The organism is Pseudomonas sp. V88_4 (assembly GCF_029967985.1).
GTDB lineage: Bacteria > Pseudomonadota > Gammaproteobacteria > Pseudomonadales > Pseudomonadaceae > Aquipseudomonas > Aquipseudomonas glycinae.
Genome location: NZ_JASCAF010000047.1, coordinates 209,648 through 229,432, shown reverse-complemented (window position 1 = coordinate 229,432; position 19,785 = coordinate 209,648). Strand labels below are relative to the sequence as shown.

The following is a 19,785-nucleotide window of genomic DNA, read 5'->3' as shown; positions in this document are numbered from 1 at the left end:
GCACAATAAAAGGGCGAATGAGGAACGTTCGGCCGGATAGCGCTTCCAACACCCCGCCAAAGGTGGCAACATCGCGCCTTTTTTTACGCGACACCCACGGGAATTCACGTTCAAACACCCGTTCGGTTGTTGATGGGGCGACAGTCTGCTGCGCCGATGCGACAACCTGCCACAGGCCATCCGTTTACCGCTCGTAGCGCTGTTGGCTGCCATTGAAACGCTATGCTAGCTTGGCCGCCTCGCCAGGAAGGCCAGCCAACAGCAGGAGCGCAACATATATGAGGAACGCACATGGCTGAGGCCACGCCCGCGCTTGAAATCCGCAACTTGCACAAACGCTACGGACAGCTTGAGGTGCTCAAAGGCATCTCGCTGACCGCCCGCGACGGCGATGTGATCTCGATCCTGGGTTCCTCCGGTTCCGGCAAGTCCACGTTCCTGCGTTGCATCAACCTGTTGGAAAACCCGCATCAGGGCCAGATCCTGGTCGCCGGGGAAGAACTCAAGCTCAAGGCCGCCAAGAATGGCGAACTGGTTGCCGCCGACGGCAAGCAGATCAATCGCCTGCGCTCCGAGATTGGTTTTGTATTTCAAAACTTTAATCTGTGGCCGCACATGAGCGTGCTCGACAACATCATCGAAGCCCCACGCCGCGTGCTCGGCCAGAGCAAAGCCGAAGCCATCGAAGTCGCCGAAGCGCTGCTGGCCAAGGTCGGCATCGCCGACAAGCGCCACGCCTACCCGGCGCAACTGTCCGGCGGCCAGCAACAGCGCGCGGCGATTGCCCGTACGCTGGCGATGCAACCCAAGGTGATCCTGTTCGACGAGCCCACCTCCGCCCTTGACCCGGAAATGGTCCAGGAAGTACTTAATGTCATCCGCGCATTGGCCGAAGAAGGCCGCACCATGCTGCTCGTGACCCATGAAATGGGCTTCGCCCGTCAGGTCTCCAGCGAAGTGGTGTTCCTCCACCAGGGCCTGGTAGAAGAGCAAGGATCGCCACAGCAGGTGTTCGAAAACCCGCTTTCGGCGCGCTGCAAACAATTCATGTCCAGCAACCGCTAACGGAGCTACCCGCATGCAGAACTACAAAAAGGTCTTCCTGGCCGCCGCCGTCACCCTCGCGTTCAGCGCCGGTGCCATGGCCGAGACCCTGAAGATGGGCATCGAAGCGGCTTACCCGCCGTTCAACAACAAAGACGCCAGCGGCAACGTCGTCGGCTTCGACAAAGACATCGGCGACGCCCTGTGCGCCAAGATGAAAGTTGAATGCTCCGTGGTCACCTCCGACTGGGACGGCATCATCCCGGCCCTGAACGCCAAGAAGTTCGACTTCCTGATTTCCTCGCTGTCGATCACCGACGAGCGCAAGGGCGCGGTGGACTTCACCGACCCGTACTACTCGAACAAACTGCAGTTCATCGCGCCGAAAAACGTCGATTTCAAAACCGACAAGGACGCGCTCAAGGGCAAGATCATCGGTACGCAACGCGCAACCCTGGCAGGCACCTGGCTTGAAGACACTTACGGTAGCGATATCCAGGTCAAACTTTATGACACCCAGGAAAACGCCTACCTGGACCTGACCTCCGGTCGTGTCGATGCCATCCTCGCCGACAAGTACGCCAACTATGACTGGCTGAAAACCGACGCCGGCAAGAACTACGAGTTCAAGGGTGACCCGGTCGTGGAAAGCGACAAGATCGGCATCGCCGTGCGCAAAGGTGACCCATTGCGCGAGAAGCTGAACGCCGCATTGAAGGAAATCGTCGCCGACGGTACCTACAAAAAGATCAACGACAAGTACTTCCCGTTCAGCATCTATTGATCCTGACCTGCGGGACCTGCGCCGTGATCCGACGGTGCAGGCTCCCGACCTTGCCTGCCGCGATTTGAAAAGAAATCCATGATTATCGATCTCCACGGATTCGGCCCGGTGCTACTCGCCGGCGCGCTGATGACCGTCAAACTGGCACTCTCGGCCCTGTGCGTCGGGCTGGTGCTCGGTCTGCTCGGTGCCTTGGCCAAGACTTCCCCGTACAAGCCGCTGCAGTGGCTTGGCGAAACCTACTCGACCCTCGTACGCGGTGTGCCGGAACTGCTATGGGTTCTGCTGATCTACCTCGGCACCGTCAAGACGATGAATGCCATTGGCGAATACTTTGGTAATCCCGACCTGGCACTGAGCCCTTTCGTGGCAGGCGTAACCGCCCTCGGACTGTGCTTCGGCGCCTATGCCACGGAAGTCTTTCGTGGCGCGCTCCTGGCTATTCCCAAAGGTCACCGTGAGGCCGGCCAGGCCCTGGGCCTGTCAAAATGGCGGATCTTCACCCGGCTGATCATGCCGCAGATGTGGCGTATCGCCCTGCCTGGCCTTGGCAACCTGTTCATGATTCTGATGAAAGACACCGCGCTGGTGTCGGTCATAGGACTGGAAGAAATCATGCGCAATGCGCAGAACGCCGTAACCTTCGCCAAGCATCCATTCACTTTCTATCTGGTTGCAGCCTTCATGTATCTGGTCCTGACCATACTGGCGATGATCACTATGCACTTCCTGGAAAAACGCGCCGCTCGTGGCTTCGTGAGGACGACGTAATGGAATGGGAAGTCATCTATAAGTGGCTGCCGAAGTTCTTTCAGGGCGCCCTGCTGACACTCGAACTCGTGGGTATTGCCGTTATTCTCGGGTTGTTGCTGGCGATTCCTCTGGGCATCGCTCGTTCCTCCAAACTCTGGTTTGTCCGCGCATTTCCTTACGCTTACATCTTTTTCTTCCGTGGCACTCCGTTGCTCGTGCAACTGTTCCTGGTCTACTACGGCCTGGCTCAGTTCGACGCCGTACGCGGCAGCTTCATGTGGCAGTACCTGCGCGACCCATTCTGGTGTGCCACCGCCACGATGACGTTGCATACAGCCGCTTACATCGCCGAGATCCTGCGTGGCGCCATCCAAGCCATCCCGCCGGGTGAGATCGAAGCCGCACGCGCACTGGGCATGTCCAAGGCCAAGGCATTGTTCTATATCGTCCTGCCCCGCGCCGCGCGCATCGCTCTGCCGGCCTACAGCAACGAAGTTATTCTGATGCTGAAGGCCAGTTCTCTGGCGAGCACGGTGACCTTGCTCGAACTCACTGGCATCACCCGCACCATCATTGCCCGCAACTACCTGACAGTGGATATGTTCTTCACCGCAGGCGTCATTTACCTGCTGATGTCGTTTGTGCTCGTTCAGGCGTTCAAGCAGCTGGAGCGGTGGTTGCGCGTCGATGCGTGCCAAGGGCGCTGATTCTTCCGGCGTGCTGACGGGCGAGGCCCTGCTCGCCCGTTTCACGGCACTGGATGCATTTCTCACGGCCCATCAGGGATTGTGGAAACCCCGCCCTTTCACTCATCTGCAACTGCCTTGGGAAGCGTCCTACCCGGAACTGGCCTCGTGGCTGCGCGGACGTTCGCTGGAAGATGCGGAAAACGCCCATAACCACCCTGCCGATCTTTCGGAAGCGCCGGAGCCCTTTGCTTCACTGGCGGCGTTGTCGCTTGAACTGAGTGCAGTGGGTGAGTTGCCTGCACATTCGCTGGAAGCCGCCGGGCATCGTCTCAATGTCGATGTGCCGGGACGCAAATGGCAGCAGATCGAGGCCTTCGCCAGCCGCTTGTCGTTTGCCGCGCAACCGAAGCACTGGCTGGATTGGTGTTCGGGCAAAGGCCATTTGGGCCGGCGTCTGCTCGGTGCCGATCAGCAACTCACCTGTCTGGAATACGACCCGGCGCTGGTTGCCAGCGGTCAGGCGCTGAGTCAGCGGCATCACTTGCATGCGCTGCATGTCGAGCAGGATGTGCTCGCAGCGGACACGGCTTTATTGCTGAACACCGAACACACCCCTGTCGCCCTGCACGCTTGCGGTGATTTGCATGTGCGGCTGATGCAACTGGCCTCCGCCGCTGGCTGCCGACAACTGGCAATTGCACCGTGCTGTTACAACCGGATCAGTCGCACCGAATATCAGGCGTTGTCCTCCGCAGGTTCACGCTCCGTCCTACAGCTCTCGCTGGAAGATCTGTCCCTGCCGATGAGCGAAACCGTCACCGCCGGTGCCCGCGTCCGACGTCAGCGTGATACATCCATGGCCCGCCGCCTCGCTTTCGATCTTCTGCAACGGCAGGTACGCGGCACCGACGAATACCTGCCGACGCCGTCCCTGCCGAGCGTCTGGCTGGACAAACCGTTCGCCGATTACTGCCACGATCTGGCAGCGTTGAAAGAGTTATCCACAATCCGCTCGCCAGATTGGGTAGCACTGGAAGCCGCCGGTTGGCAGCGATTGGCCGAAGTTCGCAACCTGGAACTGCTGCGTGGACTGTTCCGACGGCCGCTGGAGCTTTGGCTGAATCTGGATCGGGCACTTTTCCTCACCGAACAGGGATACGTCGTACGTCTCGGCACCTTCTGCGAGGCACCGCTCACACCGCGCAATTTCCTGCTGCTGGCCGAACGCGTCTAATCTTTCGCAGCCTGTGGATAACTCTGTTGATGGATTTATCGTGGATCCAATATCCACGGCTGTCTCAGGCCACTAACAGCGCTGGTCATTTTTTGTTCACACAAATAAATAACCGGCAAAACAGAGATTTGCGACTCAAATGAGAACCCGTCCACAAAAACCCGCCTAAGCCCGCCCTCTTCAAAGCCTGTTGTGCATAAGCCCTCGACCAAAAGGACATAACCGCCGAATCGCGGACGCGGGCAATGGAAAATTGCGCCCGCCATCCGCCCTTGCTATACAGACCTGTGCCGTGCAGGTAGCGCGCACCCGAACAAGAAAAATCTGACCGACAGGAAGCGACCGTGACGTTCATTTCTTACGCACAGAATTTCGAGGACGTTCGCCTCTGGCGCGCCCTGCAGTATTTTGAAAACGGTTTTTATATCGACGTCGGCGCCAATGACCCGATCCACGACTCGGTCACCAAGGCCTTTTACGATCGCGGCTGGCAGGGCATCAATGTCGAACCGATGCAGAACTACTACGACGCCCTCCGCCAGTATCGCCCCCGCGACACCACGCTGCAATGCGTGGCCAGCGACCAGCCGGGCGAACTGACTTTCTACGGCATTCCCGACACCGGCCTGTCCACCGCTGACCCGGGCGTCGCGCAAGAACGCAAAAACCTCGGCATGGACGTGCAAAGCCTCACCGTCAACGCACGCACACTGACCTCGATCTGCGAAGAACACGCCGCCGAGCGGCCGATCCACTTCCTGAAAATCGACGTCGAGGGCCACGAAGAAACCGTCCTGCGCGGCATGGACTTCAGCCGCTTCCGCCCCTGGATCATCCTCATCGAAACCCCATGGGAACGCGACCACACCTGGGAACACTTGGTGACCGACGCCGGCTACACCAACGTCCTGTTCGACGGCCTCAACAGCTTCTTCCTGGCCAACGAACACATCAACCTCAAGCCCGCGTTCGACCTGCCACCGTGCAATCTCGACAACTTCCAGCTGTGCAAAGGCCACAACCTCGCCCACCCGGTAAACCCGGCACTGGAAACCGCCCTGCAACGCGCCGAACAAGCCGAAGCCCAACTGCGCGCCATGCAAAACAGCCGCACCTGGCGCGCTGTACAAAAACTGCGCAACGTCCTGCGCCGGGCGTGATTCGCAGAGGGCGCAAAAATAGTCTGAATTCAGGGGTTTACAGAAGCCCCCGAGTCGCTATAATCGTCGCCCACACGCCGGTATAGCTCAGATGGTAGAGCAACTGACTTGTAATCAGTAGGTCCCGGGTTCGATTCCTGGTGCCGGCACCATACAAAACGAAGCCCCTGCAGAAATGCAGGGGCTTTGTTGTTTCTAGACGCCGACCTTAATGCTTGCTTGCATAGCTGTCTCTCACAACTCGGCCGATATAACTATTTAGACCTCTCCCTGCTACAGCCAAACGCTGCATCTCTGCCACGACCAAAGCGCCCGGCCGATTCGAATCATATACATACGTCCTATGAGTGCCTGTTGCGAACTGAACGGTAATTGAACCCTGACCCAGCTCATAGGCGACCACATTCGAATCACCACCTAAGTTTCTGTATCGCTCCATTTAAATCCCCAAAAGAACTGAGTAACCAATTGCCACCACTCCTAACAGTAGTTCGCCTTCTCAGAACTCCCGAAAAATTCTCTTTCAAGATGTAAATTCCTATATGGAGAAGGTTGTATTTTGGGTATGCAAATACGTCAAAAACCACCTCGCACAAAAAAGCCCTCGCATCGCGGCGAGGGCTTTGTGTTACCGGATCAATCAGTGCCCAGCGCTCTGCCCGCCGTCCACATGCAGAATCTCGCCTGTCACAAAATTCGCGTTATCGAGATACACCACCGCCTGCGCAATGTCGTCGATCTCGCCCATGTGCCCAACCGGGTGCAGCGCGCCCAGTGCCGCGTGAGTCTCTTCGCCATGCATTGGCGTCTTGATGATGCCCGGCGATACCGCGTTCACCCGGATTCCGCGTTTGGCGTATTCGATGGCCAGGGATTTGGTGGCGGCATTGAGGCCGCCCTTGGTCAGTGAGGCGAGGACCGAGGGCACGCCGTCGAGCGCGTGGTCGGTCAGGCTGGTGGTGATGTTGACCACGTGGCCCTTGCCCTGTTTTTCCATCTCGGCGATGGCCAGTTGGGTGATGTAGAAGAAGCCGTTGAGGTTGACCGACAGCACCGCCGCGTAGTCTTCCGGGGTATAGGCGGTGAACGGTTTGGCGACAAAGATGCCGGCGTTGTTGACCAGGGTGTCGATGCGGCCGAAGCATGCCACACCTTCGCTGATCACACGCTGTGCGGTGGCGGGGTCGCCGATGTCGCCGGCGATGGTCAGGATCTGCGGGTCGTTCGACGGTTTGATCGAACGCGAGGTGGCGACGATGTTGTAGCCCAGCTCACGGAAGGCCTTGACCATGCCTTCGCCCAGACCTTGGGAGGCGCCAGTGATGACGACGGTTTTTTTCGAATTGCTCATGATGAAATCCTCAATCAATAAGTAGGTGTTGAATCAGGCCGCAGCCAGTTGTTTCAGCATTTGTTCGTAGTACTCGACCGATTGCGAACCGGAGACGAGGTGCTTGCCGTTCAGGATCAGCGCGGGCACCGAGTTGATTCCGTGCTGCCGGTAGAACGCTTGCAGTTGCCGCACTTCGCTGGCGAATTCGTCACTGGCCAGCACCTTGCGGGCCCTCGCTGCATCCAGTCCCGCTTCGGTCGCCAGACGGATCAGCGTCGGGTGATCGTTGGGGTTGTCGCCGTCGCGAAAGTAAGCGCGCAGCAGGATCTTTTTCAGTGCGACTTGCCGCCCTTCCTGCGCTGCCAACATCAGCAATCGATGGGCGTCGAAGGTGTTGTGGAAGTGCGTGCGTTTCTCCAGGTTGAACTCGAAACCGATGGCCTTGCCGCGCTCGATCTGCATCTTCTTGCCGGCGGCGACGTCTTCGGCGGTGCGGCCGTATTTGCGCATCAGGTGCTGCACAGCCGGTTCACCTTCGGCGGGCATGTCCGGGTTGAGTTCGAAGGGCTTGTAAGTCAGCTCCACCGAAACCTCGCCGGCCAGATTGCCGATCGCCTGCTCCAGCGCTGTCGCCCCGAGCGCGCACCAGGGGCACACCACGTCGGAAACGAAATCGATGGTCACGGTCGGGGTCATGACTGGCCCCGCTCCGCCAGTTGCCGGCGGTACTCGGTGGTGGTGATGCCGGCGTAGCCCCAGTTATCGGTGTCGACTTCTTCGATCACGATGTGGGTCAGGTCCGGGCGTTTGTTGAGGACGCGTTCCAGGGTTTCAGTAATTTCGGCGATCACCTGAGCTTTCTGCTCACGGGTAACACCGTCGCGGGTGATGCGTACGCTGACAAATGGCATGACGACGACTCCAGTGACCTGGCCTCGGGATGATGGTCAGGTGTTGGAGCTCAATGTAGGCGTGCGGTAGGAGAGGAAAAAGTAGGGGTGGGGTACTTCATTTGTGAGGTGGTGTAATGAATTGATACGCCTATGTCACTACCGCGTACCCATAGAAGTCGTAGGTTGACACATCAGATTCAGTGGCCGAGAATCGGCCCCAAGAGCGCGAAACCGACTGCCATCAGGTGGCGATAGTCGGCGTTAGGAACCCCGTTGATGACCTGAAAATCAGCGTTCGGGTGAGACCTCTTCTCCCCTGCTTGAGGGAGCACAATATCAAGCAACTTTTTCGTGAAGGGTAGCCTGTTAAGGCTGCCCTTTTTGTTTGGGCCATCGGTAACGTTGGAACAGCAGCTCTCCATGCCGATGCTTGTTCAGTCCCTTTTTGTCACAGTTCATGAAGTTCCAGAGTACGTTGCCATGATCGATATGGATCACGACCAGCATCTGGTATTTCGTGTTGTAGGCACCGATATATGAGAGCCGGAAAGAGTCGTCATCGTAGGAAATCTTCCAAATCTCTAACGGCTTTTTCAGGGTGTCTTGCGCGAAGTCTGTGAAGCGCTCCCGAGCATTCGGGCGTTTTTCCACAATGTGCAACAAGTGCTCGCGCTTCACCAGAACTGGGCAAATGGATGTCTCAATCACAATTGAATTGAGGCCGTCATGAAGCCCGAAGCCTTTGGCAACTTGCGCCCATGCAGCCTCCAGACTCTCGGCACCCGGACGTTCTCTGATCGCAGAGGTCAGCAACTCGGGATCAATGTCCCGAATGTCCGGTAAACCAAGATCCTTCCAATTCTTTTGTTCAGGTAACGCCCTGCTCCCAGGCACACTCATTGGCATCCTCTCGCTAGCTTTGAGGATGCCGGCATTGCCTGGATATCCAATGGCCTCGGACGGAAAATGTCCCGAAATTAACTGCCTGATATTTCAGCCACTTGTGCTGCGGTAATAAATCAGCCCGTTCTTGTCTTTCAATAGGAGGCTTCCGGCATCAACGCTGAACAGCGCGAGATGGCTGTACGAAATTGTCCCAGCCGCTGTAACCCCCACCGCACAAAAAAAGTGCCCGGCTCCTTCGAGTCGGGCACTTTTTTTGACCCCAATCACCCCCACGTCACCAAAAACCCCGATCCTGTGTCAGCCTCCAGCCATCGGCAGGGACATCAATTCGCTACTAATTGCGCGACAACTATGCTCAGGTGCAGGAATATAGCCGGCAAATGGCGCCGTTCAGGTCGTCACGTACACAACAATACCCAGCCCACTTCAGAGGGCATTACCCATGGATAGCAGAACCTTACGCAACCTCATGCGCATCGTGCAGACCGGCTCGTTGTCGGCCGCAGCCGAGCATTCGTGCCTGACTGTGCAGGCCCTGGCCGCACAGCTGAACAAGGTCGAAGAGCAGTTCGGTTTCCGCTTGTTTAGACGATCCAACAAGGGGCTGACGCTGACGCCGCAAGGCACAGAGCTGACGCCTTATATGGACAGAGTGCTGATTGCCACGCGGCAAATGGAAGAGAAAGTCGAAGCCTTGAAGGTGCCGGGACAGCGCACGTTGAAAGTGGCGTTGAACACCACACTGGCGCCGGATTTCAACCGGCGATTGATCGGGCGCCTGATCGAGGTGTTTCCCGATTACCAGATGGAATTCAGCTACGCCGAGTCGATGGAAAACCTCAGCAAGCTGAAGAACGAGGACTTCGACCTTGCGGTGCTGATCGGCCCGCAACGACCAGGTCTGCCGAGCATTGTCCTGCCGGAAGTGCAGGTGCAGGTGGTCGGCGCGCACTGCGGTCAGGAGAACGATCCGCTGACGTTGCTCGGCAACAAGTTTCAGGTGCGTCCCGCAGAAGACTGTCCGTATTCCCACAGCTTTTTGCGTTTTCTCGACGCCGGGCTGGGCAATCACGAGAACAGCCAGCGGACGATCTACTCCTGCAGCGAAACGCTGACCCTGTCGCTCATCACGCAGATGGATGCGGTCGGCATGGTCTCCCGCGAGGCTGCGCAGAAGAACGGCCTGACAATCTTCCCCGGGTTCGAGGATTTCCTCGAAGTGCGCCTGGCGGTGAACAACCCGGATCTGTCCGGCCAGGCGTTGAACGACGTGGTCGATCTGCCGCTACATGAGCGAGCCGAGCGCAATGTACGCAGCCGTCCCAACCGCCACACTGAGAAAGAGGTTTTTGCTGAAATACGCACATAACAGCGTCGGAATCGCTGCATAGAATTCCGGGCGATCGAGCTGTATGTGCTGATCCTTGATCAACAAGGGTGTCAGGCTGATCGCAGCGACGATCGCCACCGGCAGGTATTCCAGCGCGCGCGCGACGAAGGGCGGCCAGTGCTCGGTGTTGACCTGCAACGGCAGGGCCCGTGGCAGAAAGGTCACGGCCATCATCAGCGCGACCACCAGAATCAGGAACGTTTGGTCAGGCATACACCCACTCCGCAGCCCACAAACGTGGCGATGAAAACGTTGAATGGCGAGTTGCCCACCAGGCTCAGTGCGCCCATGCAGACCACTGCGGCCAGGGCGGCGATGAGTTTGTTGCGGGTGTTGCACAGTGAGACCAGGACGTAGAGCATCATCGCGGTCAGCGCATAGTCGAGCTGGTATTTGATCAGGTGCGAGGCGTACTGCGCGCACAGGGCGCCCAGCAATCCGCCGATCACCCACGAGGTGTGGCAGAACAGGTTGAAGCCAATCAGATAACGGACGTTCACCGGCGCCCCGGTGCCCAGTTTGACGCTGTGGAAGGCGAACGATTCATCGGTCAGGCCGCCGGCGTAACACCAGCGTTCCATGCGACTCAGGCCCAGCGCCCGCAGGGCTTTCGCCATGTAGACCGACATCAGCATGTGCCGCGCGTTGATCAGAAACGTGGTCAGCACGATGGTGGTCAGCGACGCCCCACTGCTGATCAGCGCCAGCGCCGCAAATTGCGAAGCCCCGGCATACACGAACAGACACATCGCCACCGGCAGCCACAACGGCAGCCCGGCGTTGACGGCCATCAGCCCGAACACGAACGACACGGTGAAGTAACCGGCCACCACCGGGCTGGCTTCGGCAAAGGTGCGCGACGGCTGACGGTCGACCATCAGCGGCGCACTGCCGGATGTTTCATTCATAGATCCCTCTCAAATGTCCGCTCGCCGTGAGGTTCGCAAAAACCCTGGGCCGTCCAGAAACGCTTGCCCGCGAGGTTAGCATCATCGACGAACAGGAACATCCGCAGCACACCGACCCGTTTCATGTCGGCCGACGCCGCCTCCACCAGCCGCTGGCCCACGCCCTGGCTGCGATAGCGCAGGCTGACCGCCAGATGGTTGATCGTGCCGCGACTGCCGAGCATGCCGCCCAGCACCGCGCCGACGATCTCGCCTTCGACGTCGAAGGCGAGATAGGCCGTGGTGGTTTTCTGGATCAGCACGCCGCGCAGGCATTTGGCATCCTGCCATTCACAGAACGACACCTCGTCGAACTGGCGGAAGAAGCGCTCCATGCGCTGCGCGTCCTTGGCCGTCGCGCGCCGCAGCACCACCGGCGTCGAGCACTCGACGCCGTCGATTGGGGTGATCTGATTAGCGAACAATGTCGAAAGCGGTCCCGGGCCGCGAGAAGGAAATCGCCAGGATCTGCCGGTACGCCATGGCGTGAGAGTGAGTGTTGCGTGCCGGTGTCACGTAGTGACGCATGTCACGGTCGAGGAAGTAGGTGGTGTCGAGGATTTCCTGGTAGGTGGTCGACGCCAGTTGCTGCTCGTGAATGTCGTACAGACGACTCTCGGCACCCTCGACATTGTTGCGGCCCCAGAAGTGCACACCGCTGAACGGATAACCGTCGCAGTGAATCCCTTCCGGAGTGATTTCCAGTTGTTTGCCGGGTTTGATCTCGATACGGATCTGATGGATCTGGCACTGCCAGATTTCATCGTGCAGCTCTTCCGGCAACACGCTTTTGTACACTTCGAAATCGGTGTCGATCAGGCTGCGCATCACCGGCGAGCTGATGACTTCGTCCGAGAAGTCCTGGAAGTGCCGCACCACGCCGCCCACATAGCTGTTGTTGGCCTTGGACTGTACGTACGCGCGATGTTCCAGTTGCTTGAGTTCGCGAGTCTTGGGGTTGTATTCAAAGTCGCTGTAACGACGGTAACGCATGCCGGCTTCGGCCTGACCGTAGTAACTGTCAGGCTCCATGTTTTCCCAACTTTTGGTCAGTCTGACGAAGTCGGCGAAATGACCGTAGAGATTGAAGTCAGCACCCTGCACATTGGCGTACTTGTCGCGCCGTAGCGATTCGCCCACTTCTCTGGTTAAAACGATCATTACCAAATTCTCCGCTGCATTGAGCGGCCTAATCTATTAGGTGGAGAATTTGCGTCCATGAGAAAGAATTTCAGGCATTTAAAGCCCTGTTTGAAACGCGATTTGAAACGGCTTGAAAGTGCATTTCAAATGACAAAAACACGGGTTTTTATGCTGTTTTCGCGAAAAACGTCAAAAAAAAACCCCGAACCAGTCGGGGTTTTTCTGACGCGTTTGGCGGGTCAACCGATTATCAGAAGATGTTGATCGGGTAGTCCACGAACACACGCAGTTCGTTGCCGCTGACGTTGTACTCGCTGGATTTCTGCGAAACACGCAGGATCGAGCTGCGCAGCTTGATGCTCAGGTCTTTGGCCGGGCCACTTTGCACGACGTACTTGAACTGGTTGAAGATCTCGCGCTCGGTGCCGCCTTCGCTGGTGGACGTGGTGATGTTGTCGCCACGCACGTACGCGAAGTTGTAGCTCAGACCCGGTACGCCGAATGCGCTGAAGTCCAGGCCGTAGCCCAACTGCCAGCTGCGCTCGTCTTCAGCGTTGAAGTCGGACCAGTAGGAGTTGGCCAGGTAGATGGTGTTGCCACCGTCACCCACGCGCCCCTGACCTTTCTGGTAACCGCCGTAGGCGTAACCCAGGTTGCTGTCGCCGGTGGAGCGCTGGTGCGCCACGGTAAACGAGTGCGGGCCGGTGGCGAAGGTCGCTGCCAGGCTCCAGATCTTGTTGTCATCGCCGGTCACACCGTTTTCGCGGACGTAGGAGTTGTCCAGCTTGGTGCGGTAACCGTTGAAGTCCAGGGTCAGGGACTGATCCTTGTCAATCGGGAACACGTAGTTGGCGTTCACGTACTGTTTTTTCAGCACGTCTTCGACGTCGGAAGCGTACAGCGCAGCCTTGAACTGTTCGGTGAACTGGTAGCTACCGCCCAACACGTTGATCGACTTCAGACCACCGCTGTCACGACCTTCAGCGCTCTTGCGCGATTCGGCAGTAAAACGACCGGCATCCAGTTGCAGGCCTTTGATCTCTTTGGAAGTGATCAAGGTACCGGTGTAGCTTTCCGGCAGCAGACGCACGTTGTCGTAGCTCAGCACCGGCAGGGCCGGCATCTGGTCGCCGTAAGTCAGTACGGTGTTGGAGATACGGAATTTGACCGCCGCACCACCCTTCGACAGGTCGTCAGCCGCGTTGCCGCTGTCACCCTGTTTGAAGAAGTCGATACCACCGGCACCGCTGCGGCCCTTGCCGCCGTCCAGACGCAGAGCGTACAGACCGAAGGCATCCACACCGACACCGACGGTGCCTTGAGTGAAACCGGACGAGAACGTACCGATGGCCGCTTGGCCCCATTCGGCTTTGTCCTGGTTGCCATCTTTGTAGTCACGATTGATGTAGGCATTGCGCAGCAGCACTTTGAGGCTGCTGTCTTCTACAAAACCCTTGGACTCGGCCTGGTCGTTAGCCATGGCCGAAGTGGCACTCAACATCCCCAGTGCGATCAAACTGATTCGCTTGTTCAACATTTTGTTTTCCTTATTACGGGTTGAAACGCGCTGTGTCGAACGGCTGAAACGGCGCTTATTGCACTCTTTTATTCACCCCGAAACAAAAAGACCCGCTCAAGACAATGTCATGGCGGGCCTGCTCCTGATTTTGAGTCATGGCGGTTAGCCACAGGCGTTGGGCCGAATCGTAGCCGCGCCCTCAACAATGTGTCAATTTCAAGAATCGTCTTTAAATAGGCGAAAAACGTCTAAAAAAAGTAAATTTTGCGATGGGTTCGTGCACGGAATTGCCCGCAATCAGGGATTTTGATGCCGGATTACGCGCAACTACCGAGTTCACAGACCGGCAGGGTTTCAGTCCCTGGCACAGACGTAAACGACCCGCTCAACCATTGGGCGAAGGCTTCTGGTTTGCCGAGCCAAGGGCCGATATCCACCAAGGTGAACTGACCATCCTGCTCCAGCGCAAAGGTCGGAAAACCTTGGCCACCGAGTTTCGCCAATAAGGCGCGGCTGCTCTTTATATGTTGCAGAGTGTCGACTGATTGCAGTGCATTCAAGAATGTATCGGCGTCGTAGCCCTGCTCCACGGCAAATTCCAACAGCACGCTTTGGTCTGCAATTCGACGCCCCTCGACGTAGTGCGCCGTCTGCAAACGCCCTAGCAGTTCCAGGCCACGGCCGTCGATTTTTTGCGCCGCCATCACAGCGGCAATCGGCGGTGCCGAATCAAACACCGCCGTATGGTCGCGCAACAGGCCTTCGAAATAGGCTTCGCCAAACGGCTGACCGGTGTATTCGGCAATGCGGCGATCATGGGGCATTACGTAATTGCGCAGTTGCGGCGAAACGCTCTGGCGGTTGGCACCGGTCATCATGCCGCCGGCGTGGGCGATCACCGGCAGCACTTGTTGCGCGGCCTGCACCAGTGGTTTGGCGCCATAGCACCAGCCGCACAACGGGTCGTAAATGTAGTGAAGGGTCATCGAAATGCTCCGGCTGGAAGGTGGGGGAATGATGTCGGCACATTAGTCCCTCGGTCGTTGCGGAAAAACGCCGGAATGGCTTTCAGTGTGTTTCGGCAATCGGTCAAATCGGGACCGGCAGCCGCCACTTCCAGATCAGGCAGACAACCTGGTGGGCATTGGCACCTACAGCTTCTGATATCGCGCCCATAAAAAAAGCGCTGCCATCCGGGCAGCGCTTTTTACAATCCCTGTCTGTTCTTCTTATCCTTCCAACACATCCCAGAGCGCTTCCAGTTCGGCCTCGCTGAACAGGCCAGCGGGGTAACGCTCGATCATCATCCGGCGCGGATCAGGTTCCCTGATCTGACGCGTTCCATTGGACTTCAACCAGTGCGCGACAATCTGGAGCGACTCACTATTTACAGCCATGGGATGCATCGTCCGCTCGCTGATTACGTTCACTTCGGCGTTCATTTCAGCGCTCTCTCCCCGTTCATGAGCGGCTACGTTATCCAAGGTTTATGACAGAACTGTTGAAGTTCTCCCCCCTCCCTAGTGCGTCATGAGCGATACAAGAGCTATGCCAATGTCTGGAAACTGTCGACAGGCGGATATAAAGAAACCCGCAGTCCTGACGGGCTGCGGGTTTCTCTTCATACGAGGGCAACAGATGACTGCCCGGTCGTTTTTTCAATCAACTCAAGCTGTTACATCCGCACTCACTCTTTGTGCGGCGCGGGTTGCTGTTGGGTAAGGCAGTGAATATTGCCGCCCCCCAGTAACAGTTCGCGACCCGGCACCATCACCACTTCGTGTTGCGGGAACAGGTTCTGCAGGATTTCGCGGGCCGGGGCGTCCATCGGGTCGTCGAAGCTTGGCGCGATGATGCCGCCGTTGACGATCAGGAAGTTCACGTAGGAACCGGCCAGGCGCACGCTCGGGTTTCGCTCCTGGGTGCCGTCCACCGGGTCTACGCCCGCGCATTCTTCTTCGGTGGCAAACAGCGGCCCCGGAATCGGCATCTTGTGCACCGTGAACGGGCGGCCCTTGGCGTCAGTGCTGCTTTCCAGCACTTTCATCGCGGCCTGGCAGCGCGGGTAGTTCGGATCCTGCGGATCGTCAGTCCAGGCCAGCAGCACTTCGCCCGGACGCACGTAGCAGCAGAAGTTATCCACATGGCCGTCGGTTTCGTCGTTGAACAGGCCGTCCGGCAGCCAGATGATCTTGTCCACCGACAGGTTTTCGCTAAGTACCGCTTCGATTTCTTCGCGGCCCAGGTGCGGGTTGCGATTGCGGTTGAGCAGGCATTCTTCGGTGGTAATCAGGGTGCCTTCGCCGTCGACGTGAATCGAGCCGCCTTCGAGCACAAAGCCTTCGGTGCGGTAGCGCGGGCTGCGCTCGATCTCGAGGATCTTGCCACCGACCTGGGAATCACGGTTCCACGGCGAATACAGGCCGCCATCAAAACCGCCCCAGGCGTTGAAATCCCAGTTCACACCGCGCACTTCGCCGCTGTTGTTGATCACAAACGTCGGGCCGCTATCGCGAACCCAGGCGTCATCGCTGGACATCTCGACCACGCGGATATTCGGCACGTCGAGACGAGCACGGGCGTTTTCGTATTGGCCGGCGGACACCGCCACGGTCACCGGTTCGAAACGCGCGATGGCCTTGGCCACAGCGGCGTGAGCGGCCTGCGCCGGTTTGCCGCCCAGACGCCAGTTGTCCGGACGCTCGGGCCAGATCATCCAGATCTGGGTTTGCGGTGCCCATTCGGCCGGCATGTAGAAGCCATCGGCGCGTGGTGTGCTTTTCAATGTGGTCATGTCGATCAGGACTCCAGGGAACCGTCGAGGTTGTTCAACGCGCCGTACAGGGTTGGACGACGGACTATGGCGACTTTATAAACGATAAATATCGGCTTTAGAAGCCATAAAGAAAAAACAATCCCAATTTATCCGGACAAATACCGATACAAATCGGTATTTGTCAGTTGCGGATCGCTTTAAAGCCCTTCTTCCAACACCTTCGCCAGCATATCGACGAAGAAATCCACGCTCTGCCGCGAGGTGACCATCGGCGGTTTGATCTTCAGGACGTTCAGGTAATCGCCGGTCGGCTGCATGAAAATCCCCAGCTCTCGCAGGCGATCACACAACAGCGTGGTTTCCGCGGTTGCCGGCTCCAGCGTTGCCCGATTGCGGATCAGCTCGACCCCCAGATAGAACCCGGAACCGTGCACCGCGCCGACCAACGGATATTGATCGATCAGCGCGTCCAGCCGGGCCTTGAAGTGGGCGCCGACCACCTGGGCGTTTTCCCAGAGCTTTTCTTCTTCCATGACATCGAGCACCGCCATGCCGATCTGGCAGCTCACCGGACTGCCGCCGGCGGACGAGAAGAAATAGCCCTCGGCTTCCAGCGCTTCGGCGATTTCCCGGCGGGTGATCACCGCGCCCAGCGGCTGGCCGTTGCCCATGCCTTTGGCCATGGTGATGATGTCCGGCACCACGCCTTGCTCTTCAAAGCCCCAGAAGAAGTGGCCCATGCGCCCGTAACCGACCTGCACCTCATCGGCGATGCACACGCCGCCACGGGCACGCACCATTTCATAGACTTTTTTCAGGTAACCCGGCGGCAGTGAGATCCCGCCCGCGTTGCCGTAGACCGGCTCGCAGATAAACCCCGCCAGTTGGCGTTTCTGCTCATCAAGCTTCGCCAGATGTTGCTCGACGCTGCGCACGTAATCCGGGGCCGAATCCGCGCCGCGAAATTCGCCGCGATAGGTGTTGGGAGCCGTCACCGCGTGCACCCAGTCCGGGCGACTGCTCAGGGCCTGCGGGTTATCGGCAATCGAGGTCGAGACCGCGTCCGCGCCGACCGTCCAGCCGTGATAGGCCTCCAGCACGCTGATCATGTCGCGCCCACCGCTGGCGGCCCATGCCAGGCGAATCGCCAGGTCATTGGCCTCGCTGCCGCTGTTGACCAGGAACACCCGATCCATGCCCTCCGGCGCCAGCTTCAGCAAGCGTTCGGAAAACTCGGCGACTGCTGCATAGTTGAACCGCGAGTTGGTATTGAGCAGCGACCACTGTCGGCTCGCCACCGCTGCCATGCGCGGGTGACCGTGGCCAAGCACCGCGACGTTATTGAGCATGTCGAGGTAGGAACGGCCCTGCATGTCAATCAGGTGATTGCGCCAACCGCGCTCGATACGCGGCGGGTCGACGTAATAGTGCTTCTGGGTGCGGGCGAAACTGGCGTCACGGCGCGCCAGCAGGGTAGCTGCGTCCAACTCGGGTTCGGCGTCGCAGGCCAGGCCCAGCAGTGCGGCCGGTGATGGGGACAAGGCCTGCCATGCCGCCGCACGGCTCGGCGTGCAGAACAGCGGCGCTTCAAGCTGTGCGCCGCGAATCAATTGCACGATCAACGGACCGTCCACCGAACCGAGCACCTGGCCTTTGACCAGCGCTGCGCCGCCGTGCAGCGAGGGATTCACACCCCACAAACGCAGGCTCAGTTGCGGGCCGTCGAGTCGCAGCGCGCCGTCGGCCGACAGGTGCAGTACGCCAGCAAACGGCGCTTCCACCGCCGAACCTTTCGGCACATGCAATTCGACGTGCAGCGGGAACGTCTCTGGCTCATCGGCGCTGTCAGGCCGGGTACGCGACAACCGGTATTGCCCGTATCGACTGGCCGCCAGACCATGGATGGCGGCGGCTTCGCTCAACAGACGCTGATCAATGCCTGGCTGCTCCCAGTTGCCCGCCTCGAAGTGTGCGCTCAACACCCCCAGATCGATCAACGCGAATTCGCGCCCGACCAGGCCGGGCAGCAACGGCGCAAAGCCTTCACTGTCGATGTCCGGCAATGTCTGGCCGACCGCCGTGAGAATCGCCGCCTCCATCAATGCCAGCGGCACCGAGGTGGCGACCCGGAAGATCTCCCATTCGTGGGTCAGGTTGTCGCGGCTGTAGGTATTGCCCGGATCGATGCTGACCTGTTGCTCGCCACTGAGCACCAGCACCGCCGCGCGCGCCACGATCAGCGGCCACAGCGCCAGCAGTTCTTCGTGTTGCAGCGGATTGACCGCGTGATAGGCCTGCACGGCCGGCAGGATCACGAACGGATCGCCGGCGGCGTGATGCAGCAGCGCGGCACAGGTGACCGACAGATCGGTGATGCGCCAGGTGCGCACCAGATCGCCGAAATCGATGACGCCCTGCAACTGCCAGTGCCGCCGGGCGTCACGCTGCCAGACCACGTTGTCGTCGGTGATGTCCATGTGGATTGCCTGCACCGGTAGCTTTTCCACCAGCGGCTGCAAACGAAGTCTGGCCTGCTCGGCAACCTCGGCGATCAGCGTGCGCTGGCGTTCGTCTTCGATCACCGGCAGCAGGTGCTCGATCAGTGCGCTGGCGTGGCGCGCGTCCCATTGCAACGTGCGTTCGAGCCCCGGATGGTCGAAACCGACGAGGGCCAGATCCATCTCGCCGCAGAGCCGGCCAAAACCGGCGACGACTTCGTGGCCAAGGTGATCGAGGGCCGTCAGGGGTTGTCCGTCGATGTAATCGAGCAGTCGCACATGCACCGATTCTCCACCGACGTCCAGGGTCAGCAGGTCAGCGCCGTTAGTGGCCGCCATCACCCGAGGAACCTTAACGCCACCCTTCTCGGCCAGGTATTTCAGGCCCGCATGCTGGGCTTGCAGTTCAACCAGCGCATAGTCGCCCCGGCAGATCTTCAACACGAACCGACCACGCTCGCTGTCGATCCGGTAATTGAGGTCCTGCTGACTGCCCAGGGCCTGCAACGTGCCGTTCAAGCCGTAATGCTGCACCAGCAGATGCCGGGCCTGCTCCACCGAAACCTGCGGGCTGGGCAAACTGGCGCGATGAATCAACGTGGCGAACGACATGGAACGACCCCTGAAATTTTATTAGGCGCCTATATCGCCATTGCTTCGGGCGATAAGCAACCCCCGACCATCCATCCCCGACACGCTGCGAGACCGGCGGATTT

Annotated in this window: 20 protein-coding genes and 1 tRNA gene; 8 read left to right on the top strand and 13 right to left on the bottom strand. The window is 58.8% G+C overall.

The window, feature by feature from the left end; genetic code table 11:
* Positions 1-291 precede the first annotated feature (291 nt).
* The 7 genes from QLG12_RS26605 to QLG12_RS26575 all read left to right on the top strand — a co-directional run bounded on the left by QLG12_RS26605 (position 292) and on the right by QLG12_RS26575 (position 5,816).
* Complete coding sequence (locus QLG12_RS26605) at positions 292-1,065, top strand: ABC transporter ATP-binding protein (protein ID WP_007897462.1); 774 nt, start codon at positions 292-294, stop codon at positions 1,063-1,065.
* Positions 1,066-1,078: 13 nt separating this feature from the next.
* Positions 1,079-1,828: an ABC transporter substrate-binding protein gene (locus QLG12_RS26600; protein ID WP_102687858.1), complete on the top strand. Its 750-nt coding sequence runs from the start codon at positions 1,079-1,081 to the stop codon at positions 1,826-1,828.
* A 78-nt stretch (positions 1,829-1,906) separates the two neighbouring features.
* The gene (locus QLG12_RS26595; RefSeq protein WP_102687857.1) at positions 1,907-2,599 is read left to right on the top strand and encodes an ABC transporter permease; all 693 of its coding nucleotides are present in this window, start codon (positions 1,907-1,909) and stop codon (positions 2,597-2,599) included.
* Positions 2,599-3,288, top strand: a complete 690-nt coding sequence (locus QLG12_RS26590) for an ABC transporter permease (RefSeq protein ID WP_134825167.1) — start codon at positions 2,599-2,601, stop codon at positions 3,286-3,288. The genes QLG12_RS26595 and QLG12_RS26590 overlap by 1 nt, the downstream gene beginning before the upstream one ends.
* Positions 3,269-4,504: a methyltransferase gene (locus tag QLG12_RS26585; protein ID WP_282475508.1), complete on the top strand. Its 1,236-nt coding sequence runs from the start codon at positions 3,269-3,271 to the stop codon at positions 4,502-4,504. The genes QLG12_RS26590 and QLG12_RS26585 overlap by 20 nt, the downstream gene beginning before the upstream one ends.
* Before the next feature lie 344 nt (positions 4,505-4,848).
* Positions 4,849-5,664 carry an FkbM family methyltransferase gene (locus QLG12_RS26580; RefSeq protein WP_282475507.1) on the top strand — a complete coding sequence of 272 codons (816 nt, stop codon included), beginning with the start codon at positions 4,849-4,851 and terminating at the stop codon, positions 5,662-5,664.
* A 76-nt stretch (positions 5,665-5,740) separates the two neighbouring features.
* Positions 5,741-5,816, top strand: a tRNA-Thr gene (locus QLG12_RS26575).
* Positions 5,817-6,304: 488 nt separating this feature from the next.
* Here the strand turns inward: QLG12_RS26575 and QLG12_RS26570 are convergent.
* From QLG12_RS26570 to QLG12_RS26555, 4 genes are all read right to left on the bottom strand, one after another.
* Complete coding sequence (locus QLG12_RS26570) at positions 6,305-7,015, bottom strand: SDR family NAD(P)-dependent oxidoreductase (RefSeq protein WP_282475506.1); 711 nt, start codon at positions 7,013-7,015, stop codon at positions 6,305-6,307.
* 33 nt (positions 7,016-7,048) lie between these two features.
* Positions 7,049-7,693: a DsbA family oxidoreductase gene (locus QLG12_RS26565; RefSeq protein ID WP_282475505.1), complete on the bottom strand. Its 645-nt coding sequence runs from the start codon at positions 7,691-7,693 to the stop codon at positions 7,049-7,051.
* Positions 7,690-7,908, bottom strand: coding sequence for a 4-oxalocrotonate tautomerase family protein (locus QLG12_RS26560; protein ID WP_007952610.1), 219 nt, complete (start codon positions 7,906-7,908; stop codon positions 7,690-7,692). Before QLG12_RS26560 ends, QLG12_RS26565 begins: the two co-directional genes overlap by 4 nt.
* Before the next feature lie 348 nt (positions 7,909-8,256).
* Complete coding sequence (locus QLG12_RS26555; RefSeq protein ID WP_197869401.1) at positions 8,257-8,790, bottom strand: PBECR2 nuclease fold domain-containing protein; 534 nt, start codon at positions 8,788-8,790, stop codon at positions 8,257-8,259.
* A 448-nt stretch (positions 8,791-9,238) separates the two neighbouring features.
* On the opposite strand from QLG12_RS26555, the gene QLG12_RS26550 reads away from it, so the two are divergent.
* The gene (locus QLG12_RS26550) at positions 9,239-10,165 is read left to right on the top strand and encodes a LysR family transcriptional regulator (RefSeq protein WP_011331998.1); all 927 of its coding nucleotides are present in this window, start codon (positions 9,239-9,241) and stop codon (positions 10,163-10,165) included.
* Here the strand turns inward: QLG12_RS26550 and QLG12_RS26545 are convergent.
* From QLG12_RS26545 to QLG12_RS26505, 9 genes are all read right to left on the bottom strand, one after another.
* Positions 10,082-10,399, bottom strand: coding sequence for an AzlD domain-containing protein (locus tag QLG12_RS26545; protein WP_041475112.1), 318 nt, complete (start codon positions 10,397-10,399; stop codon positions 10,082-10,084). The genes QLG12_RS26550 and QLG12_RS26545 overlap by 84 nt on opposite strands.
* On the bottom strand, positions 10,378-11,094 hold the full coding sequence (locus QLG12_RS26540; RefSeq protein ID WP_282475504.1) for an AzlC family ABC transporter permease: 717 nt from the start codon (positions 11,092-11,094) through the stop codon (positions 10,378-10,380). The genes QLG12_RS26545 and QLG12_RS26540 overlap by 22 nt, the downstream gene beginning before the upstream one ends.
* Positions 11,091-11,468, bottom strand: a complete 378-nt coding sequence (locus tag QLG12_RS26535; protein ID WP_007952618.1) for a GNAT family N-acetyltransferase — start codon at positions 11,466-11,468, stop codon at positions 11,091-11,093. Before QLG12_RS26535 ends, QLG12_RS26540 begins: the two co-directional genes overlap by 4 nt.
* Before the next feature lie 79 nt (positions 11,469-11,547).
* On the bottom strand, positions 11,548-12,294 hold the full coding sequence (locus tag QLG12_RS26530; RefSeq protein ID WP_011331995.1) for a 2OG-Fe dioxygenase family protein: 747 nt from the start codon (positions 12,292-12,294) through the stop codon (positions 11,548-11,550).
* Positions 12,295-12,526: 232 nt separating this feature from the next.
* Positions 12,527-13,813 carry an OprD family porin gene (locus QLG12_RS26525; protein ID WP_197869402.1) on the bottom strand — a complete coding sequence of 429 codons (1,287 nt, stop codon included), beginning with the start codon at positions 13,811-13,813 and terminating at the stop codon, positions 12,527-12,529.
* 299 nt (positions 13,814-14,112) lie between these two features.
* The gene (locus QLG12_RS26520; RefSeq protein ID WP_282475503.1) at positions 14,113-14,781 is read right to left on the bottom strand and encodes a DsbA family protein; all 669 of its coding nucleotides are present in this window, start codon (positions 14,779-14,781) and stop codon (positions 14,113-14,115) included.
* Positions 14,782-15,024: 243 nt separating this feature from the next.
* A complete protein-coding gene (locus tag QLG12_RS26515) occupies positions 15,025-15,237 on the bottom strand; it encodes a hypothetical protein (RefSeq protein ID WP_064382769.1) in 213 nt (70 codons plus the stop codon).
* Positions 15,238-15,482: 245 nt separating this feature from the next.
* A complete protein-coding gene (gene aguA, locus QLG12_RS26510; RefSeq protein ID WP_064382768.1) occupies positions 15,483-16,589 on the bottom strand; it encodes an agmatine deiminase in 1,107 nt (368 codons plus the stop codon).
* A 179-nt stretch (positions 16,590-16,768) separates the two neighbouring features.
* Positions 16,769-19,681 (bottom strand): aminotransferase, encoded by a 2,913-nt coding sequence (locus tag QLG12_RS26505; RefSeq protein WP_282475502.1) that lies wholly within the window; start codon positions 19,679-19,681, stop codon positions 16,769-16,771.
* Positions 19,682-19,785 lie beyond the last annotated feature (104 nt).